The sequence below is a fragment of the Amycolatopsis sp. SID8362 genome, from assembly GCF_010550475.1.
GTDB classification, from domain to species: domain Bacteria; phylum Actinomycetota; class Actinomycetes; order Mycobacteriales; family Pseudonocardiaceae; genus Amycolatopsis; species Amycolatopsis eburnea.
The window spans coordinates 1-18,541 of the sequence record NZ_JAAGNB010001162.1 but is presented as its reverse complement, the minus strand read 5'-3'; the positions used below and the strand labels follow the sequence as shown (position 1 = coordinate 18,541).

Genomic DNA, 18,541 nt, shown 5'->3' with positions numbered 1-18,541 from the left:
GCTTCCGCCCGGCGTCGATCCGCCACGCGCGCAACCCGGAGTTCGCGCTGGGCCTGGTGCTGGCCGGGCACGGCGTGGCGTTCGAGCCGGGCCCGCGCAAGGAACCCCGCGTGGTGTGGCGCCCCCTGGACGGCGAGGTGCTGCGGTCCCGGATGGCGTTCGCGTGGCCTTCGCCGAGCCCGCACCCGCAGGCGGCGAAGCTGGCCGAGCTGGCGGCGACGGTCCTCGAGGGCGACGGGGTGTCGCGGATCGTGCCGCCCGCGCAGGGCCCGCGCCCCTGGGATGTCTTCTACGACCGGACCTGATCGACTGCGATACGACGCATAATAATTGACGACCGCCGACAAGGTGCAGCCAAGCCACGGAGCCAGTCGCCAAGTCGAGCGCCTTCCAATTCGAACATGCCACGCATTCTTGCGGCGCGTCGTATTGCCAAGAAGCGGCAGCCACGAAAGTATGCGCTCATGGTGAGCTCTTTCTCGCGACAACGACGAGTCCTCACGTCGAGACCCATCAATGTCCCCAGAACCGGTCTTCGACACTTGAAGACCACAGTAGAGGCCAGACGACGATCAGTGCGCCGCAACAATGGAGTCATTGCCTCCTTGAACAAGTTCGCCACCTGGGAAGGATGGATGCGACTTGCGCCACTCGCCGCCGTCGTGGCATTGTGGTTCACCGCCGATAATTCCATAACAAATCAGCAGCAGGTTCAGATAAGCCAATTTCAAGCTCGACTTGCGGCTCAGAGCCAGCAGAACTCAGCCCTCGCGAGCACTTATGGCCAATTGTCATCTGAAAGCGCCGCCACACGTGCCGCTGCGATCCAGAAATTTCCTCAACTCGAATCTGAGAACCCAAAGGATCAGCAACATATCAACACTTTTGTTCGCAATTACCTCTGGGACGGTCTACAACAGGGCCAGTGCACACCGAGCGAGAATATTCCCGTCGACATCAAAGCAGCATTCGAAAGCACTTACGACGAATTTAGGGTTACAAATTTCAACGATGGCGCCGATTGGGCGATCCCGGACTGCATGGAAAGGCTCTCCGCCGACACAATCGAAGTAAAGTGGCGGCACATGACCTTCATTGGCCAACCTGGCTACGCTGACGATTATTCGGCCACTCTGCATATCAACAAGAATCTTTTCGGACTTGGCGTAACGAGGTCATACCTGTCATGCAACTGCTACGAGGTGGGTATCTTCACAGCGCGAGGAAGAATTTCCAGCTTGAACCTAACAAAGAGTGGGCCAGACGCAAAAGAACCATATCAGGCGGACCTCGATTTCTGACGGCGATCTCCGAATTTCCGGGTTGACCAGAACTAACTGAACACTCACGACCGGCGCAGCTGCTCCACCGCCGCGTGGGCCGCGTCCCCGATCGCGCGGTCGATGTCCGGGCGGCGCAACGTCTCCGCGCCGCCCACCGTGAACACCGCGATCGCGTACGAAACCCCGTCCGGGTACGTTGCCACCCCGATCTCGTTGCGGATCCCCGGCATCGTGCCCGTCTTCCCCGCCACCGCGACCTCCGGCGGGAAGCCCGCCGTCAGCCGGTGCCAGCTGACCTGCGCCGACATCCACTCGCGCACCGGCTCCGCCACCGGGTCGGCCCAGATCGCCGCCAGCAACGCCGTCATCTCCCGCGGCGTGGTCGCCGAAGTCCGCGAGGGATCCAGCGCCCGCAACGGCCGCCCCGCCTCGGTGTCCTCGATGATCGTGGCCAGCAGGTCACGCGGCGCACCGATGACCGACGTCCGCGTCAACCCCAGCTCGGCCAGCAATGAGCGCACGTTCGCCACGCCCACCCGGTCGAAGAGCAGGTCCGCCGCCGTGTTGTCGGACACCGAAAGAGCCAGCCGGGCCGCGTCGCGGAGGCTGTACGAGACGTCGTCCGCGAAGCCCGCCGAGCCGGTGCCGCCCAGGCGGTCCGCGGCTGTCGCACGCACCCGGTCCGCCGGGTCGAGCAGTCCCGCCGCGACCTGGCGGGCGAACTCGTACGCCAGCGGCACCTTCACCACCGACGCCAGCACGACCGGCGAATCGGCGCCGATGCCGGTGGCAGCGGGCGAACCGAGACGGCGGACGTGCAGGAAGCCCTGCACGCCCGCCGTCGCGAAGATCTGTTCTGGGGTGGAACTCACCCGGCCATGATGGACCGCAGCCTGCCGATCTCCGTCATGCGCCGCTCCGCGAGCCGGTCGGCCGCCGTCGCCGGGGGCACGCCTTCGGTCTCGGCCAGCTTGAACACGGCCTTCGTCGTGTCGAAGATGGCGGTCGTCTTGCGCTTGGCGCGGTCGAAGTCGAAGCCGTGGCGCTCGTCGTCGACCTGGATCACGCCGCCCGCGTTGACCAGGTAGTCCGGCGCGTACAGGATGCCGCGGTCGGCCAGCTGCTTGTCGATGCCCGGGTGCGCGAGCTGGTTGTTCGCCGCGCCGCAGACGACCTGGGCGGACAGCAGCGCCACCGTCTCGTCGTTGAGCGCGCCGCCGAGGGCGCACGGGGCGAAGACGTCCAGCTCGGTGCGCAGCAGCGCGTCCACATCGGACACGACCCGGACGTCGGGGTAGATCGACCGGGTGCGCTCGATCGCCGGCTCCCACACGTCGGTGATCGTCACCTGCGCGCCGGCCGCGATGAGGTGCCCGACCAGGATGTGGCCGACCTTGCCGACGCCGGCCACGCCGACGCGCTTGCCGGCCAGCTCCGGGCTGCCCCAGAGGTGCTCGGCCGAGGCCCGCATGCCCTGGTAGACGCCGAACGCGGTGAGCACCGACGAGTCGCCCGCGCCGCCGTCCTCCGGCGAGCGGCCGGTGACGAAGCGGGACTCGCGGGCCACGATGTCCATGTCCTGCACGTACGTGCCGACGTCGCACGCCGTGATGTAGCGGCCGCCCAGCGACTGCAAGAACCGCCCGAACGCGCGCAGCAGCGCTTCGGACTTCAGCGTCTTCGGGTCGCCGATGATGACGGCCTTGCCGCCGCCGAGGTCGAGGCCGGCCAGCGCGTTCTTGTAGGCCATGCCCTTGGACAGCGCGAGCACGTCGTCGAGCGCGTCCGCTTCGGTGGCGTAGGGGTGGAAGCGCGTCCCGCCCAATGCGGGGCCGAGCGCCGTGGAGTAGATGCCGATGATGGCCTTGAGGCCACTGGCTTCGTCGTGGCAGTACACGACCTGTTCGTGCCCGGTGCCCCGGGCGAACACTCCTTCGGTCACGGTGGTGACTCCTTTGTCTCCCGCGCCTGGTTCGTGGCCAGGACGCGCTCCAAGGTTTCCAGGGGCGCGGGGCGGAGGTCGTCCGCCCGAGTGCGATTTCCCCGGGATCAACCTAGATCCCCGCCGTCCGCCGGACCAGGGCAGGTCCCGCGATACGGACCGGTAACCCCCGGGTTAGGGGGTAGGTGAGGGGTCAGCCGCGGACCACCGATCCAAGGGTGGCCATCGCCGTCTCGAGCTGGGTGTCCGAAAGGTACGGTGCCGGGCCGAAGCGCAGGTACTGCCCGCGGCTGTCGGTGCGGACGCCCTGTGCGGCCAGCGCGGCCTGCAGCCCGGCCGCGTCGGCGCAGCGCAGCGACAGGAAGCCGCCAAGCCGCTCCAGCGGCGTCTCGTGGTCCCGCGTGACGACGTCGGCGGGCAGCGCCAGCTTGTCGAACACCGACGCGAGCAGGCCCACCTGGTGCTGCGAGACCTCGCGCAGGAACTCGGGCGTGAGGCCCTGCTCGGCGAAGAACCGCTGGACCCGGGCGCCGCGGTAGTGGCTGGCCGGGTCGTAGGTGGCACCGGCGAAGCGGTCGCCGCCGGTGGCGTACGGGACCGCGCCCGGGTGGCGTTCGTCGGCCAGCGCGCCGAACTCGGCGTACCAGCCGGTGATCACCGGCCGCAGCTCCTGGGCGTGCGCGGGCAGCCGCAGGAAGCAGTTGCCCTCGCCGAGCTGCAGGTACTTGTAGCCGCCGCCGAGCACCCAGGCGTTGGTGAGCCCGAGGTCGTGCAGCGCGAACGGCACGACGCCGAGCGCGTGGTAGGCGTCGACGACGAGCTCGATCGAGCGCCCGCGGCAGGCGTCGGCGAGGTGCGCGAGCCCGGGCACGAGCCGCGACGTCTCGAACAGCACGGCCGAGACGAGCACCGCGGCGGTGTCGTCGGTGACCTCCGCGGCGACGCGTTCGGCCAGCGTGGGCACCGGGTCGAGCGGCACCCGGACGATCTCGACGCCCTCCTCCTCGAGCCGGGCGAACTGGCGGCGCAGGGTGTGGAACTCGCCATCGGTGGTGACCAGCCGCGGTCTTCGCGGCAGCTCCATCGCGGACAGGAACCGCAGCACCAGGTCGTGCGTGCTGGCGCCGAGCGCGTATTCGCCGTGCGGGTCGCCGAGCAGCTGCCGGAAGCCGGCGCGCAGCTCGTCCGCCTTCGCGAAGGCGCGCTCCCACTTCGCGTCGACGTCGCGGGCGGCGTCCGCGAAGGACTCCAGCAGGCCCTCCTCCGCGACGTCCGGCCAGGCCTGGTGCGAATGCCCGGACAGCAGCAGGCGATCGGCCACCGCGAACCGGGAGTAGTGCGCGGCCAGTGCGTTGTGGTCCGCGCGGACGTCGTCGAGGGTGGTCACAGTCGGCTCCGTACTGCCCAGAGATCGGGGAACATCGGCTGGAAAAGCGTGGTGCGCAGGTAGGTCGCGCCGGATGATCCCCCCGTCCCGGTCTTGTCGCCGATGGTGCGTTCGACCATCTTCACGTGCCGGTAGCGCCACTCCTGCATCCCTTCGTCGAGATCCACCAGACATTCCGCGACGACCGACGGTCCGCCGTCGTCGCTGTACACGTCCAGCAATATCGCCTGCAGGGCCGGCGACGGCTCCACCGGTCGAGTGACGTCTCGATCACACTCGACGGAATAGCCAGAAGCCTTGAGGTACGCCAAAAAAGAGTCGAACAACGACGGCCGCGCCATCGCTTCGGCAATGCGTTTCCGCTGCTCGCCGCCTTCGGGGTAGTGCGCGAAGACGCGCTCGTCGCGCCGCCCGAGCACGGCTTCCAGCTCGCGGAACTGGGCCGACTGGAAGCCGCTGGAGGCGTCCAACCGGGCGCGGAAGCTGGTGAACTGGCTGGGGGTCATGGTTTCCAGCACGTCGATCTGCGCGACCGCGACCTTGAGGATCGTGAGGATCCGGCGCAGCGTGCGGATCGAGTGCGCGGTGTTGCCCGCTTCGAGGTTCTGCTGCAGGAACTCCGCTTCGTGCAGGATCTGCTTGAACCACAGCTCGTACACCTGGTGGATCACGATGAACAGCAGTTCGTCGTGCTCGTCCGACCGCAGGCGCTGGGCGCCCAGCACCTCGTCCAGCGCGAGGTACGAGGTGTAGCTCAGGGCTTCCTGGGTCGCGGAGCTGGTTTCGGTCATCCCTTGGTCACCTCGTCGAAGTGGCGCTGCGCGGGTTTCGCGAGCGCGGTGTACAGATCGTGGAACAACTCGACCGCGGCCGCCCGGCGATCCGGTGCGGGCACCAGGTCGGCGGACAGTTCCGGGTCGAGGGACGGGAACGCGCGGAAGGTGTGCACCAGGCGGGTGCGGACTTCGAACGCTTCGGCGTCCGGCGGCTCGCTCCCCGCGTACCCGCCGAACTGCTCGACGAACCCGGTGTAGCGCGCGGCCAGGTCGTCGAGGTTCCAGGCCCGGCCGGCGAACCGGCGGACGTCCAGCGCCGCCGACGGCCGGCCGAGCAGCAGGCCGGCGTGCTCGGTGACGTCGAGCTCACCGAGCAGCGCGAGCACCTCGGCCTCGCGGTCGTGCGGGGCGATCCAGGTGCCGTCCTGGTAGGGCCCGAAGCCGAGGAACCGGAGCCGCCGGACCAGCCGCTCCCGGGCTTGGCGGCGGCTTTCGGGGATGCTCTGCCACAGCACCGTCCACTCGCCCGCGGCGCGCTCGCGGCGGCCGAGGGAGAAGATCCGGTGGTCACCGTCGGCGAGCAGGGCGATGGTGCGGCGGGTCAGCGAGTAGTGCACGGTGCGGCCTTCGCGGTGGCGCTGGAGCAGGCCGCGGCGCACCAGCCGGGTCAGCGCGATGCGGGCCGCGCCGTCGGAAAAGCCCAGCTCGGCGAGCACCGCGACCAGGCCGCCCGACCACACCCGGCGGCTCTCGCGCGGGTGCACGTAGCTGCCCAGCAACGTCACGACCAGGTCCTGGGGACCGGTTTCGAAGGCGTCGACGGGCATGGGCGCAACTCTATACACCTCAGGCCGCTGCGGTGTAGCTTGATTTGCGTGACGTACTTCGCGGACCTCACCTCGCGGCAGGTCGCGGCCCTGCCGGACGGCGACCGCGTCCCGGTGCTGCTGCTCCCGGTCGGCGCGGTCGAGCCGCACGGCCCGCACGCGCCGCTGGGCACGGATCCGCTGATCTCGCGCGGCATGTGCGAGCGCGCGGCCGAGCGGCTGGCGGCCGACGAGGACGTCCACGTGCTGGTGCTGCCCGAGATCCCGTACGGCGTGACACGGTTCGCGACCGGGTTCGCCGGCGGCGTCCACATCGGCGAGGAGACGCTGCACTCGCTGCTGGTGGACATCGGCGCCGCGCTGATCGGCCAGCGGTTCCGCCGGATCCTGCTGGTCAACAACCACTTCGAGCCCGCGCACCTGGTCACGCTGCGGCGGGCGGTGGAGACCCTCAACTTCGCCTACGACGGCCGCGCCGCCCTGCTCGACCTGGTCCGGCGGCGGCACGCGCAGCGGCTGACCGAGGAGTTCCGGTCGGGCGAGTGCCACGCGGGGCGGTACGAGACGTCGCTGGTGCTGGCCGACCGGCCGGAACTGGTGGACCAGGCCGTCATGCGGACGCTGCCGCACGTGCCGATCAGTTTGACAGCGGCGCGCAGCGCCTCCGTTGAGGGTGGTGGCGGGGGCATGGATGGACTCGCTTCGGCTCCTTCCGACGGTGGTTTTCTCGCCATGGGGATGTCCGAGGCATACTGCGGCAAGCCCGCCGAAGCCACGGCGGAAGAAGGCGCGGAGACTTTCTCGACGTTGACCGACCTGCTGGTGGAAGCGATCCGGGAGCTGGCCCGTGAGTGAGCCGTTCAACCTCGCCACGCACTTCCTCGACCGGCACGTGGCTTCGGGCCGCGTCGCCCTGCTCGCCGGGGATCGCTCGATCTCGTACGGCGAACTCGCCGAGCTGGCCAACCGCGCCGGGAACGTGCTGCGCGACGCCGGTGTCCGAAAAGGACAGCGAGTGCTGCTGGCGTTGAGCGACGGCCCGGAGTTCGTCGCGACCTGGTACGGCGCGCAGAAGATCGGCGCGGTCACCGCCGAGGTCTACCCCTTCCTGCAGCCCAAGGACTACGCCTACTACCTCGGGTACACCGAGGCGGTCGCCGTGGTCGCGGACGCCGTCACGCTGCCCGCGTTGCGCTCCGCCGGCGCCCGGAACCTGCTGGTGCTCGGCGTGCCCGCGGCGGAACTGCGCCCGGACGAGCGGCCGTTTCGCGCGCTGCTCGACGCCGCGTCCCCTGCCTTGGCCGCGGCTCCGACCACTTTGGACGACGTCGGGATCTGGAAGTTCACCACGGGCAGCACCGGCGCGCCCAAGGCGTGCGTCCACACCTTGCGCAGCCCCCTGGAGAGCTTCGAACGGTACGCCGTGCAGGTGCTCGGCCTGCGCGAGGACGACCGGATTCTCGCTGTGCCCAAGCTCTTCTTCGGCTACGCGCGCGATCTGGTGGCGCTGTTCCCGTTCGGCGTCGGCGCCGCCGGGATCGTGTTCCCCGAACGCAGCACCGCCGACCTGATCTTCGAGCTGATCGCCCGGCACCGGCCGACGGTGCTGGTCAACGTGCCGACCATGATGAGCGCGATGGTCGCCCACCCGGCCGCGGCGGAGCAGGACCTGAGCTGCCTGCGGATGACGACGTCGGCGGGCGAGGCACTGCCCTCGGAACTGCACCGCAAGTGGGACGCGACCTTCGGGGTGCCGGTCGTGGACGGGATCGGGTCGTCCGAGGCGTACCACATCTACCTGTCGAACCGGCCGGGTCAGGCCCGCACCGGCACGCTCGGCACGGCCGTCCCCGGCTACACCGCCGAGGTCGTCGACGAGCTGGGGAACCCGTTGCCCGACGGGGAAATCGGGCCGCTGCGGGTGACCGGGCCGACGATCGCGCTGGAGTACTTCGGCGATCCGGAGAAGTCCGCGCGCACGTTCGACGGCGACACGCTGACCACCGGCGACCTCTTCAGCCGGTCCGACGGCTACTTCCGCCACCACGGCCGCGCCGACGCGCTGCTCAAGGTCGGCGGGGTGTTCGTCGCGCCGGGCGAGATCGAGGACTGCCTGCTCGGCCACCCGTCCGTGGTGGACTGCGCGGTGGTCGGCCACGAGGTCGACGGCCTGGTCGTGCCCCGCGCGTACGTCGTGGTCCGCACCCCGGTGCCCGCCGAGGAGCTGAAGGACCACGCGAAAGCCCACCTGGCCAAGCACAAGTACCCTCGCGAGGTGGTGTTCGTGACCGAACTTCCCCGTACCGCCAACGGAAAGCTCGACCGGCGCGCGCTGGCGGCCCGCCCGTGAGCCGCCTGGTCGTGGTCACCGGCGGCACCCGCGGCATCGGCGCGGCGATCGCCGCGCGGTTCCGTTCCCTCGGCGACACCGTGCTGGCGCCCGGCCGCGCCGAATGCGACGTGACCGATGAAGAAGCCGTTGCCGCGTACTTCGCCTCGGCAGGCCCGGTCGACGTCCTGGTCAACAACGCCGGGATCTCTTCCAGCGCCCCGGTTTCAAAGACCACTGTGGACGATTGGCGCGGCCAGTTCGAAGTCAACGCCACCGGCGCCTTCCTGTGCACCCGCGCGGCGCTGCCGGGGATGCGCGAGCGCGACCGCGGCCGCGTCGTCACGGTGGCGTCGACGGCGTCGCACGTCGGCTACCGCTACACCGCCGGGTACACGGCGTCGAAGCACGCGGCGGTCGGCTTCATGCGCGCGGTGGCGGCGGAGCTGGCCGGCACCGGCGTCACGGCGAACGCGGTCTGCCCGGCGTTCGTCCGCACCGACATGACGGCGACGTCGGTGGCGCGGATCCAGGAGCGCACCGGCCGCTCGACCGGCGACGCCGAAGCGGCGCTGGCGGCGGCGTCCCCGCTCGGCCGGCTGCTCGAACCCGCGGAGGTGGCGTTCGCCGTCTCCTTCTTCGCGGCGCCCGAAGCCGCCGCGATCAACGGCCAGACCCTCGTACTCGACGGCGGAGGAATCCAGTCATGAGCCCGTTCCGCGCGACCGCACCGCTGACGAAGGAGTGGGAGCACTTCGAGTTCACCGTGGACGACGGCGTCGCCACGGTGACCTTCACCCGGCCGGACAAGCTGAACGCGCTGACCTTCGACGTCTACGCCGACCTGCGCGACCTGGTGCTGGAGCTGCCCCACCACGAAGACGTCCGGGTGCTGGTGCTCACCGGCCAGGGCCGCGGCTTCTGCTCCGGCGGCGACGTCGAGGAGATCATCGGCGAGCTGCAGAAGTTCGACACGGCCCAGCTGCTCGAGTTCACGCGCATGACGGGCGCGGTGGTGAAGGCCCTGCGCGAGTGCCCGATCCCGGTGATCGCGGCGGTCAACGGCGTCGCGGCCGGCGCGGGTTCGGTGCTCGCGCTGGCCAGCGACTTCCGGCTGCTGGCCGAGTCGGCGAAGTTCGCGTTCCTGTTCACGAAGGTCGGCCTGGCCGGCGCGGACATGGGTTCGGCGTACCTGCTCCCCCGCCTGGTCGGCCTCGGCCGCGCGACCGAACTGCTGATGCTGGGCGACAAGCTCCCGGCGGCTCGCGCGCTGGAGATCGGCCTGGCTTCGCAGGTGGTCCCGGACGCCGACCTGGCTTCGACGGCCTCGGCACTGGCCCGGCGTCTGGCGGACGGCCCGGCGCTGGCGTACGCGACGACGAAGGTGCTGCTGACCCGCGAGCTGGACATGGACCTGGGCAGCGCGATCGAGCTGGAAGCGATCACCCAGGCGTTGCTGATGACGGCGAAGGACCACAAGGAGTTCTACGCGGCCTGGTCGGCGGGTCGAGAGCCGCGCTGGACGGGCCGCTAGTCACCCGGCCGCGGTCAGCGCGATCGCGTTCTCCTCCAGCGAGCCGAAGTACAGCTGCCCCTGCCACTCCCGGACGCCCACCAGCATGTGGAAGCCGTCGATCTCCCCGCGCAGCTCGCGGACCACCGCACCGTCGGCGTCGACACCCAGCACACCCACCTCGCGGCCCGGGCTCGGCTGCAACGACGCCGGCAGCCGCCGGACGCCCGCACGCAGGAACGACGGCAGCCGGCGCACCACGTCCAGCGCGGCCACCTTGGGCGACGCCTGCGTGATCCAGATCAGCCCGTCCGTGCCCGTCGAGATGTTGTCCGGGAAGCCCCACAGACCATCGATCAGCACGTCCGTCCGACCGTCCGAAAGGGACACCCGCGACACCCGGCACGCGCCCGTTTCCGCCACCGCCACAAAGGACTCGTCCGGAGCCAGCGCGACGCCGTTCGCGAACTGGAGGCCGTCCAGGAGCAGGTCGATCGAACCGTCCGGGGAGCGGCGCAGCAGTCGGCCGCCCGCGGTCTGCTCGATCAGGTCGTCGCGCCAGTTGTCGATGCCGAAGCGGCGGGACGAGTCCGTGAAGTACACCGTCCCGTCCGACGCCACCGCCGCGTTGTTGCAGAACACGAAGTCCAGGCCCAGCGCGGAAGTCGCGAGCACCGACGGCGTTCCGCCGGACAGCGGGACCACCAGCAGGCCGGCGCGGGCGTCGCAGATCAGCAGCTCGTCGTCGCCGTACAGCTCCAGGCCGAGGGGACGGCCGCCGGTGTCGGCGAGGACGTCGATGCGCTTGCCGTCCGGGGACAGGCGCAGGATCCGGCCGTCGTCGACGCCGGTGTAGATCCGGCCTTCGCCGTCGACCACGACGTCTTCGGGGCCGTGGCCGTTCACCGGGTGGATCGTGACCTCGCCGAACCGCATCGAACGTCTCCTACCGGTAGGTGAGCAGCGAAGCCGCGTCGGCTTCGAAGTGCGGGTGTTCGTTGAAGGACAGGAGAGTCACGCCGCCGCGGCCCGAAACGAGCTTCGTGATGCCGCCGTTGACGGTGACGCGGTTGAGCTTCAGCAGCCCGGCTTCGGGCGTGCCCATCAGCAGGCCGCAGACCGTCGCGATCACGCCGCCCGAGGTGAACACGAGCGCGTTCTCCCCCTTGCCGAGGGACGCCACCAGGTCCGAAAGCGCGTCACGGCACCGGGCGAGGAACGCGGGCCACGTCTCGGCGCACGGCCCGCCGGTGCCCGCCGACGTCCACGCGGTCAGCGCGGCGTCGAGAACTCCTTGGTACGCCCGGGAATCCTCCTGTTGCGCGCCGCCGGCGTGGTACCGCGCGATGTCGACGTGGTCGTACTCGTTCCAGCGCGGGTCCTCGACCACCGGGACGTCGCTGCCCAGCACCTTCAACGCCGTCGCCGCGGTGTCGCGTTGCCGCGCGAGCGATCCCGACCGGATCTGGCTGAAGGAGACGTTGCGGCGCAGCAGTTCCGCACCGACCACAGTGGACTGCTCGAAGCCGCGCGGCGACAGGGCGTCGTAGTCGGCCGCGCCGAACGAGGCCTGACCGTGCCGGACCAGGTAGATCGCGCCCACTACACGCTTCCCTTCGCGATGATTTCGCGGCAGCGCCAGTCCAGGTAGCCGACGAACTGCCAGAAGTTCTTGAACGCCGGGTTGCGGGTCGCGCCCTCGCGGTAACGCCGGTACAGCTGCTGCAGCACCGCCGCGAGCCGGAACAGGCCGTAGACCTCGTAGAACCGCCAGTCGCCCACGGCCAGCCCGGTCTTCTCCGCGTAGCGCGCGACGAACTCTTCGCGCGTGAACATCCCGGGCAGGTGCGTCGGCTGGCGGCGGCTCGCCTTCATCACGTCGTCGTCATCGGCCTGGACCCAGTAGGCCAGCATGCTGCCCAGCTCCATCAGCGGGTCGCCGAGGGTGGCCATCTCCCAGTCGAGCACGCCGGTGATGTTCAGCGTCGCCGGGCCGTCCAGCACCAGGTTGTCGAGCCGGTAGTCGTTGTGGATCAGGCAGATCTTCACCTCGGCGGGCTGGTTCTCCGCCAGCCACGAGCGGACCTCGGCGAAGTCGCCCACGTTGTCCGTACGCGCCGCGACGTACCGGTCCGACCAGCCGCGGATCTGGCGCTCGACGTAGCCGGCGCCCTTGCCGAGGTCGGCCAGGCCGGCCTTGCCGACGTCGACCGCGTGCAGGTCGACCAGCCGGTCCACGACCTTGCCGGACAGCTCGCGCGCCTGGTCCGCGCTCAGGTCGAGCCCGGCGGGCAGGTCGCCGCGCAGGATCAGGCCTTCGAGCTTCTCCATGACGTAGAAGTCGCCGCCGAGCACGCTCTCGTCGTCGCCGAAGGCCAGCATCCGCGGCACGTACGGGAACACCGGCTTCAGCGCGTGCTGCACGCGGTACTCGCGCCGCATGTCGTGCGCCGACGCGGCTTTGTGCCCGGCGGGCGGCCGGCGGAGGATCAGCTCGCGGTCCGGGTAGGTCAGCAGGTACGTCAGGTTCGACGCGCCGCCGGGGAACTGCCGGACGTGCGGCGGCTCGTCGCCGAGGCCGTCGACCTTGGCCGTCAGCCAGGCGTGCACCGCGGCGACGTCGAAGGCGTCCTCCTCGCGCACCTCGACGGTGGTCATGCGAACTTCCGCAGCACCGAGGCGGGCACGACGCGCATGGCGGCGCTCAGCGGCACCCAGGGCCACGCCGGGACGTACGCGCGGCTCGGCTCGGCTTCGATCGCCTTCACCAGCGCCCGGGCGCCGCTCTCGGCCCTGGCGAGCAAGGGGTTCTTGCCGAGCCGGTCGTTCATCTCCGACTCGATGTAGCCCGGCCGGACGTCGGTGACGGTGATGCCCTTGCGCTTGAGTTCGAGGCGGGTGCCGTCGACGAACGCCGAGATCCCGGCCTTCGAAGCGGCGTACGCGGTGAGGTTGCCCGGAAGACCGCGGATGGCGCTGAACGACGAGACCACCGCGAGGTGCCCCGCGCCCTGCTCCCGGAAGATCCCGGCGGCGGCTTCGATCTGGGCCGCGGCCGCGACGAAGTTGACTTCGAGCGTCTGGCGGTTGGCGTCGAACCGGCCCTTGCCGACCGGCTGCCCCTTCCCGAGCCCGGCGTTCACAATCACCCGGTCGAGGGATCCCAGCTCGGCGCGGAACTCCTCGAAGACGGCGAACACGCGGTCGTGCTCGGTGACGTCGAGGGTGCGGGTGACGACCTTGATCCCGGGGTGCGCTTCCTCGAGTTCCTTGGCGAGGTTTTCGAGGCGCTCGGTGCGCCGGGCGCACAGCGCGAGGTTGCGCCCCTTCGCCGCGAACTGCCGGGCCATGCCCTCGCCCAACCCGCTGCTGGCGCCGGTGATCAGGATGTTCTTCCGGAGAACCATGGATCGGATGCTACCCGTTGGTAATAAGACCGGTGGCCCGGCGCTGGGGGCGTCGCCGGGCCACCGGTCATCGCGCGGCCACACCGGCCGGTCGCACAACGCGGCCGGGTGAACCGGAGCCGTTCCGCACGGCTGTTCGGCCCGCGCCGGGGTGGTCCGTGAGGGGGAGGCGGGGCCACCGGCGCAGGCAAGTCATGAAAGCGCGCCCGGCCTGGCGGGGGCAATGGTTCACAGTTGCCAGTACTAGCCCGTTCGCCCCAGCGGACCGCCCGGCGATCAGGGGCGCGGACGGGGTGGGTAACCCTGCTAACGTGCTCCGTGTCGGGGATCGTCGGGGGACGGCACGGGGCGGATCGGCAATGGCGGGCAGCACGGCGGGCGACGAAAACGGGCGCACCGCGTTCGCCACGCAGCTGCGTGCGGCCATCGCGACGAGCGGGCTCTCGCTCGACCGGATCCAGGCCCGGCTGCGGGCGCGCGGGGTCGTCGTCAGCGTCACCGCCCTCAGCTACTGGCAGTCCGGCAAGCGCCAGCCCGAACGGCAGAGTTCGCTGTCGGCGGTCCGGACCCTGGAGGAGATCCTCGACGTCCCGGCCGGCGCGCTGCTCGGCCTGCTGCCCCCGCCACGGCCCCGCGGCGGCGCCGGGAAGCGCCACGCGGGCGGCGAGCCGATGTCGTTCCCGCGCGAGGTGCTGCAGCCGTTGCTGGACAAGGTCGGCGCCCCGAACGCGCTGGAGCGCCAGCACCCGCTGAAACTGGTCGGGCTGCACGACCTGTGCGAGATCGCCGCGGACGGCGGCCAGCGCGCGGTGACCGCCCGCGCGGTGTTCCAGGCGGTCTCCGACGGCCAGGACCGCTGGCTGCTCGTGTACACCCAGGACGACCCGGCGGCGGGCGCGCCGGAACTGCACGCGGTCCGCAACTGCCGGGTCGGCCGCGCCGAAGTCGACGAGGCGCACGGCCTGATCGTCGCCGAGCTGCTCTTCGACCAGCCGATCAACCGCGGCGAGACGCACCTGATCGAGTACACGCTGACCAACAGCGGGCCGCCGTACCCGGAGTGCCGCAACACCCACTACCGCGAGTTCCGCCGCCCGGTGCGGGAGTACCTGCTGGAGGTCCGGTTCGCGCCGGGGACCGCGCCGGAGCGGTGCTGGCAGTACTCGCACAACGGCTCGACGGACTCGCTCGCGCGCCGCCCGCTGAAGCTCGACGGCGGCGACGGGGTGCACGCGGTGGCGCTCGACTTCGGGCCCGGAGTCTTCGGCATCGACTGGGATTGAGCCCGGGCCGCCCGATGACATGAATGAGTCATTCACTTCACCAGACGACATGAATGACCCATTCACAACACCCCCACGACGCCGAGCAGACCACGCAGCCAGCCCGCGACCGGCCAACCCGCTCACCAGCGCGACTTTGCCGACACCCCGCCGTAGATCGTAGTGAATGACTCATTCATGTCACCAGACGACATGAACGACCCTTTCATGACATCCCGCGACGCCGCGTAGACCGCGCGGCCGCGACGTCGCGAGAGCCCCGGAATTGACCCGTTCGGACGCGTTTCCACAGTTCGCGGGCTATGTAGAATAAGAGCTATGCCGAGGATGACACTCCAGACCGCCCTGGTCCTCGACGAGCTGGTCAAGGACCCCGCCGAAGCGCGGTACGGGCTGGACCTGATGCGCGCCGTCGGGTTGAAATCCGGGACGGTGTACCAGATCCTGGCCCGGCTGGAGGGCGCCGGCTGGCTGACGAGCGAGTGGGAAGACCCCGCCGTGCACGAGTCGGAAGGCCGCCCACGGCGGCGGCTGTACCGCCTCACGGCCGACGGCGTGTCGGAGGCGCGGCGGGTGCTTTCCCAGGCCGCGTACCGGCGCCAGAGCGGCCGCGCGCGGCGGTTGCTGACCGAGGGAGGGTTCTGACGTGGAGCTGCCCGATCCCCTGGCCGCGGCGGTGTCGGCGTACCTGCCCGCCGAAGACGTGCGCTTCCTCGAAGGCGCTTACCGGTTCGCCGCGGAGGTCCACCGCGGGCAGCTGCGCAAGAGCGGCGACCCGTACCTCACGCACCCCGTCGCGGTCGCCGCGATCCTGGCCGGCCAGCGCGGCAGCCGGGACCTCGTCTGCGCCGGGCTCCTGCACGACGCACCGGGCCGGATCCCCGAACGCTTCGGCGCTCCGGTCGCCGCGTTGCTCGCCGGCCTGCAGCGCCTGGAAGACACGCAGGACCTCGAGTCCGCTCCGGACGGCGTGCTGCACCTGAAACTGGCCGACCGCCTGCACAACCTGCGCACCATCCAGCACCTCGACCCCGCCAAGCGGCGCGTCAAGTCGGCCGAGACGCTGGCAACCCTCGTCCCCCTCGCCGTGCGGCTCGACCTGCCCGACCTCGGCCGGGAGCTGTCGGCACTGGCGTCCGGGGTGCTCGCCCGCCCACCTCGGGTGCTCGCGGTCAGCGCGCTGCTGCTCCCGAAATCGGCGCGGTCCCGGTGGCTCGCCGAATGGGCGGGCGAAATCGCCACGCTGCCGACCCGGCGCCGCCGGGCCGGGTTCGTGGCCGGGCTGGCCGTCGCGATGCCCGGTCTGGCGTGGACACTCCGCAGACGCGGACGGGCCGGTCAGAGCACCGCCCTGTCCCTGGGCGCGGTCGCCGCCACCTTCCTCAACACCGGCGTCACGTGGCCGGCCGCGATCGTCGCCGTGGCCGCCCTCGGCGTGCTCGCCGCGGTGCTCTTCGCCCGCGACGGAGCCGCCGCGCAACGCCTGCGCGAGTTGATCGAAGCCTGGCGCCGCCGCTGACCGGCGTCAGGAAAGCTTGGTGCGCAACACCTTTCCGGTCGCGTTGCGCGGCAGCTCGTCCAGGAACTCGACGTCCCGCGGCACCTTGTACCGCGCCAAGTTCGCCTTCACGTAGTCCCGCACCTCGTCGGCGTCCAGCGAAACGCCGTCGGCGAGCACCACGAACGCCTTCAGCCGCTGGCCGAACTCCGGGTCCTCGACGCCGATCACCGCCGCCTCGAGCACGTCTTCGCGCTCCACCAAGAGGTTCTCCACCTCGATCGGGAACACGTTCTCGCCGCCGGAGACGATCATTTCGTCGTCGCGGCCGTCGATGAAGAGCAGCCCGTCCTCGTCGAAGTGGCCGACGTCGCCGCTCGAGAGCAAGCCGTCGATGATCTCCTTGTGGCGGCCGTCGGTGTAGCCGCCGAAGCTCAGGCCGCTGCCCACGAACACGCGGCCGGTCACGTGCGGCTCGGTGATGCGGCCGCCGTTCTGGTCGTACAGCGCCACTTTGCAGCCGACCGGCGGACGGCCGACCGTTCCCGGCGCCTTACGCCAGTCCTCCGGCGTCGCGACCGTCGCCACCGCGACCTCGGTCGAGCCGTACAGGTTGTGCACCACGGGCCCGAACGCCTCGTTCGCGCGGTTCCCGAGGTCCGGCGACAGCGCCGAGCCAGCGACGAAGATGATCCGCAGCGACGACGTGTCGTACTTCTCGCGGATCTCCTTCGGCAGGTCGACGATGCGCTGCAGCATCGTCGGCACCAGCACGAGCGCGGTGCACTTGTGCTCGGCGACGCCGCGCAGTGCCTCCTCCGGGCTGAACTTGCGGCGCATCACGACCGTCGAGCCGAGCGCGAAGGACAGGATGAACTGCGAGAGCCCGGTGCCGTGGAACAGCGGCGCGCCCATGTAGGTGGCTTCGTTGGAGCGCAGCGGGATCCGGTCGAGGAACTGCGCCGACGCCAGCGCCGAGGTGTGCGGCCGCGGCGCGCCCTTCGGCGTGCCGGTGGTGCCGCTGGTCAGCAGGACGAACCCGCCCGGCTTGGCCGGCGCGGGCCACGGCCGGTCGTCGGTGCTGGCGATGATCTCGCTGAGCACCGGCACGGTCCGGTCGGCCAGGTCGCTGTCCGGGTCGACCCAGGCGAGGTAGCGGTCGACGCCCTCGGGCATCGCGTCGAGCAGGCCGGTGAACTCCTGGTCGTAGATCAGCGCCGTGACGCCTTCGCGCTTGGCGACATCGGCCAGCTGCGGCTTCGCGAACCCGGTGTTCATCAGCAGCAGGCGGACGCCGAGCTTGCCCGCCGCCGCCATCGTGAGGACCAGGCCGCGGTGGTCGCGGCAGAGCGCGGCGACGACCTGGCCGGGCTCGATGCCGCGCTCGGACCAGGCCCTGGCCAGCGCGTTCGACTGGTCGTCGAGCTGCTTGTAGGTGAGCGGGCCGAGCTCGTCAACGATGCCGACGGCGGTCGGGTCGCGGCGCGCGGAGATGTGGTTCGCGCCCGCGAAGGGCCCGAACTTGCGGATCGCGACCAGCGAGCGGACCCCCTCGTCGAGCCGGGGGAAGGGGACGAGTCCCGCGCGCCGCATCACGTCGACGCTGCGGGCCGTTTCGGCCACCTTGTCCGCCACCTGCGTGGCGAGCTCGACCAGGCTCATCCAGGCACCTCCGTTGCTGCGGGGAAGAGAGCCCACGCCGACGGCGGGCGTACCGGCGGTATGGGAGCTACTGGAGAGTAAACCAACCGTGGGCCGAACGCACTACTCGCGAGCGCGCGGAAACTGTCGGTGGTGGTCGGCACAATGTCTTCGTGCAGGTGATCGCGGGGCGTGAGGAGGACGGCAGCTTCACCGTGCACTCGCCGTCATCGACGGTGACGGGGCTGGACGAAGCGGGTTTCGCGAGGTCGGCGCGGGAGTTGGAGGCGTCGCTGGAGCCCCGGTGGGTGTTCCCGTCGGCGGAGTCGACGTACCCGGTGCTCGTCGCGGCCGGGGTGCGGGTGCGCCGCTGCTACGACGTCGCGCTGGCGGAGGGGCTGCTGCTGGCGTACGAGGGCGCGGAGGAGCAGTCGCGGAGCCTGCGCGCGGCCTGGGCCAGGGCGAACGGCGAGGAACCGCCCCCGGATTCGGCGGCCGTCGAGTCGGCCCAGCCGACGCTGTTCGAGACCAGGGTGCCGACGCTGCCCGAGGGCGTGACGGTCGTCACGGCGGTCCGGCGCGTGCTGGCCGAGCAGGAGCGGCGGGTGGCCGCCACCGAGCACCCCGACCGGATGCGGCTGCTGCTGGCGGCCGA

Annotated in this window: 18 protein-coding genes and 2 pseudogenes; 10 read left to right on the top strand and 10 right to left on the bottom strand. The window is 70.7% G+C overall.

Going from position 1 to position 18,541, the window contains the following annotated elements; genetic code table 11:
- Positions 1–305: pseudogene (locus tag G3I65_RS36365) on the top strand (LysR family transcriptional regulator); the annotation flags it as partial.
- Positions 306–605: 300 nt separating this feature from the next.
- A complete protein-coding gene (locus G3I65_RS36360) occupies positions 606–1,301 on the top strand; it encodes a hypothetical protein (protein ID WP_160700115.1) in 696 nt (231 codons plus the stop codon).
- A gap of 44 nt (positions 1,302–1,345) precedes the next feature.
- On the opposite strand, the gene G3I65_RS36355 is transcribed toward G3I65_RS36360, so the two are convergent.
- The 5 genes from G3I65_RS36355 to G3I65_RS36335 form a co-directional block, all read right to left on the bottom strand.
- Positions 1,346–2,155, bottom strand: coding sequence for a serine hydrolase (locus G3I65_RS36355; RefSeq protein ID WP_309235903.1), 810 nt, complete (start codon positions 2,153–2,155; stop codon positions 1,346–1,348).
- Positions 2,152–3,225, bottom strand: a complete 1,074-nt coding sequence (locus tag G3I65_RS36350) for a Glu/Leu/Phe/Val dehydrogenase dimerization domain-containing protein (protein WP_160700114.1) — start codon at positions 3,223–3,225, stop codon at positions 2,152–2,154. Before G3I65_RS36350 ends, G3I65_RS36355 begins: the two co-directional genes overlap by 4 nt.
- A gap of 193 nt (positions 3,226–3,418) precedes the next feature.
- Positions 3,419–4,612 (bottom strand): kynureninase, encoded by a 1,194-nt coding sequence (locus G3I65_RS36345; protein ID WP_160700113.1) that lies wholly within the window; start codon positions 4,610–4,612, stop codon positions 3,419–3,421.
- The gene (locus G3I65_RS36340; RefSeq protein ID WP_160700112.1) at positions 4,609–5,403 is read right to left on the bottom strand and encodes a tryptophan 2,3-dioxygenase; all 795 of its coding nucleotides are present in this window, start codon (positions 5,401–5,403) and stop codon (positions 4,609–4,611) included. Before G3I65_RS36340 ends, G3I65_RS36345 begins: the two co-directional genes overlap by 4 nt.
- Positions 5,400–6,215 (bottom strand): PaaX family transcriptional regulator C-terminal domain-containing protein, encoded by an 816-nt coding sequence (locus tag G3I65_RS36335; RefSeq protein WP_160700111.1) that lies wholly within the window; start codon positions 6,213–6,215, stop codon positions 5,400–5,402. Before G3I65_RS36335 ends, G3I65_RS36340 begins: the two co-directional genes overlap by 4 nt.
- Positions 6,216–6,263: 48 nt before the next feature.
- Between G3I65_RS36335 and G3I65_RS36330 the strand changes: the two genes are divergently transcribed.
- The 4 genes from G3I65_RS36330 to G3I65_RS36315 are packed head-to-tail and all read left to right on the top strand — an operon-like array spanning position 6,264 to position 10,078.
- The gene (locus tag G3I65_RS36330) at positions 6,264–7,070 is read left to right on the top strand and encodes a creatininase family protein (RefSeq protein ID WP_160700110.1); all 807 of its coding nucleotides are present in this window, start codon (positions 6,264–6,266) and stop codon (positions 7,068–7,070) included.
- Entirely contained in the window at positions 7,063–8,565 is a 1,503-nt protein-coding gene (locus tag G3I65_RS36325; protein WP_160700109.1) for a benzoate-CoA ligase family protein, read from the top strand. The genes G3I65_RS36330 and G3I65_RS36325 overlap by 8 nt, the downstream gene beginning before the upstream one ends.
- Positions 8,562–9,254 (top strand): SDR family NAD(P)-dependent oxidoreductase, encoded by a 693-nt coding sequence (locus tag G3I65_RS36320; protein ID WP_160700108.1) that lies wholly within the window; start codon positions 8,562–8,564, stop codon positions 9,252–9,254. The genes G3I65_RS36325 and G3I65_RS36320 overlap by 4 nt, the downstream gene beginning before the upstream one ends.
- Positions 9,251–10,078 carry an enoyl-CoA hydratase family protein gene (locus G3I65_RS36315; protein ID WP_160700107.1) on the top strand — a complete coding sequence of 276 codons (828 nt, stop codon included), beginning with the start codon at positions 9,251–9,253 and terminating at the stop codon, positions 10,076–10,078. The genes G3I65_RS36320 and G3I65_RS36315 overlap by 4 nt, the downstream gene beginning before the upstream one ends.
- Here the strand turns inward: G3I65_RS36315 and G3I65_RS36310 are convergent, their stop codons facing one another.
- Genes G3I65_RS36310 through G3I65_RS36295 form a run of 4 tightly spaced genes read right to left on the bottom strand, consistent with a single transcriptional unit; the run spans position 10,079 to position 13,464 of the window.
- Positions 10,079–10,993 carry an SMP-30/gluconolactonase/LRE family protein gene (locus G3I65_RS36310; RefSeq protein WP_160700106.1) on the bottom strand — a complete coding sequence of 305 codons (915 nt, stop codon included), beginning with the start codon at positions 10,991–10,993 and terminating at the stop codon, positions 10,079–10,081. It abuts the gene before it with no gap.
- Positions 10,994–11,003: 10 nt separating this feature from the next.
- Positions 11,004–11,660 (bottom strand): histidine phosphatase family protein, encoded by a 657-nt coding sequence (locus G3I65_RS36305; RefSeq protein WP_160700105.1) that lies wholly within the window; start codon positions 11,658–11,660, stop codon positions 11,004–11,006.
- Positions 11,660–12,715: a phosphotransferase family protein gene (locus tag G3I65_RS36300; protein ID WP_160700104.1), complete on the bottom strand. Its 1,056-nt coding sequence runs from the start codon at positions 12,713–12,715 to the stop codon at positions 11,660–11,662. The genes G3I65_RS36305 and G3I65_RS36300 overlap by 1 nt, the downstream gene beginning before the upstream one ends.
- Positions 12,712–13,464, bottom strand: a complete 753-nt coding sequence (locus tag G3I65_RS36295; RefSeq protein ID WP_160700103.1) for an SDR family oxidoreductase — start codon at positions 13,462–13,464, stop codon at positions 12,712–12,714. Before G3I65_RS36295 ends, G3I65_RS36300 begins: the two co-directional genes overlap by 4 nt.
- 359 nt (positions 13,465–13,823) lie before the next feature.
- On the opposite strand from G3I65_RS36295, the gene G3I65_RS36290 reads away from it, so the two are divergent.
- The 3 genes from G3I65_RS36290 (at position 13,824) to G3I65_RS36280 (ending at position 16,266) form a co-directional block, all read left to right on the top strand.
- A complete protein-coding gene (locus G3I65_RS36290) occupies positions 13,824–14,747 on the top strand; it encodes a hypothetical protein (protein WP_160700102.1) in 924 nt (307 codons plus the stop codon).
- A gap of 318 nt (positions 14,748–15,065) precedes the next feature.
- Entirely contained in the window at positions 15,066–15,392 is a 327-nt protein-coding gene (locus tag G3I65_RS36285) for a PadR family transcriptional regulator (RefSeq protein ID WP_239071666.1), read from the top strand.
- A gap of 1 nt (position 15,393) precedes the next feature.
- Positions 15,394–16,266: an HD domain-containing protein gene (locus tag G3I65_RS36280; protein WP_160700101.1), complete on the top strand. Its 873-nt coding sequence runs from the start codon at positions 15,394–15,396 to the stop codon at positions 16,264–16,266.
- 6 nt (positions 16,267–16,272) lie between these two features.
- Here the strand turns inward: G3I65_RS36280 and G3I65_RS36275 are convergent, their stop codons facing one another.
- Complete coding sequence (locus tag G3I65_RS36275; RefSeq protein WP_160700100.1) at positions 16,273–17,907, bottom strand: acyl-CoA synthetase; 1,635 nt, start codon at positions 17,905–17,907, stop codon at positions 16,273–16,275.
- A gap of 152 nt (positions 17,908–18,059) precedes the next feature.
- On the opposite strand from G3I65_RS36275, the pseudogene G3I65_RS36270 reads away from it, so the two are divergent.
- Positions 18,060–18,541, top strand: a pseudogene (locus tag G3I65_RS36270) (bifunctional 3'-5' exonuclease/DNA polymerase); the annotation flags it as partial.

Bases quoted from the DNA above. Each gene is read 5' to 3' on its own strand.
- G3I65_RS36340 (WP_160700112.1), bottom strand. From the start codon at position 5,403: ATGACCGAAACCAGCTCCGCGACCCAGGAAGCCCTGAGCTACACCTCG.
- G3I65_RS36335 (WP_160700111.1), bottom strand. From the start codon at position 6,215: ATGCCCGTCGACGCCTTCGAAACCGGTCCCCAGGACCTGGTCGTGACG.
- G3I65_RS36315 (WP_160700107.1), top strand. From the start codon at position 9,251: ATGAGCCCGTTCCGCGCGACCGCACCGCTGACGAAGGAGTGGGAGCAC.
- G3I65_RS36310 (WP_160700106.1), bottom strand. From the start codon at position 10,993: ATGCGGTTCGGCGAGGTCACGATCCACCCGGTGAACGGCCACGGCCCC.
- G3I65_RS36300 (WP_160700104.1), bottom strand. From the start codon at position 12,715: ATGACCACCGTCGAGGTGCGCGAGGAGGACGCCTTCGACGTCGCCGCG.
- G3I65_RS36295 (WP_160700103.1), bottom strand. From the start codon at position 13,464: ATGGTTCTCCGGAAGAACATCCTGATCACCGGCGCCAGCAGCGGGTTG.
- G3I65_RS36290 (WP_160700102.1), top strand. From the start codon at position 13,824: ATGGCGGGCAGCACGGCGGGCGACGAAAACGGGCGCACCGCGTTCGCC.
- G3I65_RS36285 (WP_239071666.1), top strand. From the start codon at position 15,066: ATGCCGAGGATGACACTCCAGACCGCCCTGGTCCTCGACGAGCTGGTC.
- G3I65_RS36275 (WP_160700100.1), bottom strand. From the start codon at position 17,907: ATGAGCCTGGTCGAGCTCGCCACGCAGGTGGCGGACAAGGTGGCCGAA.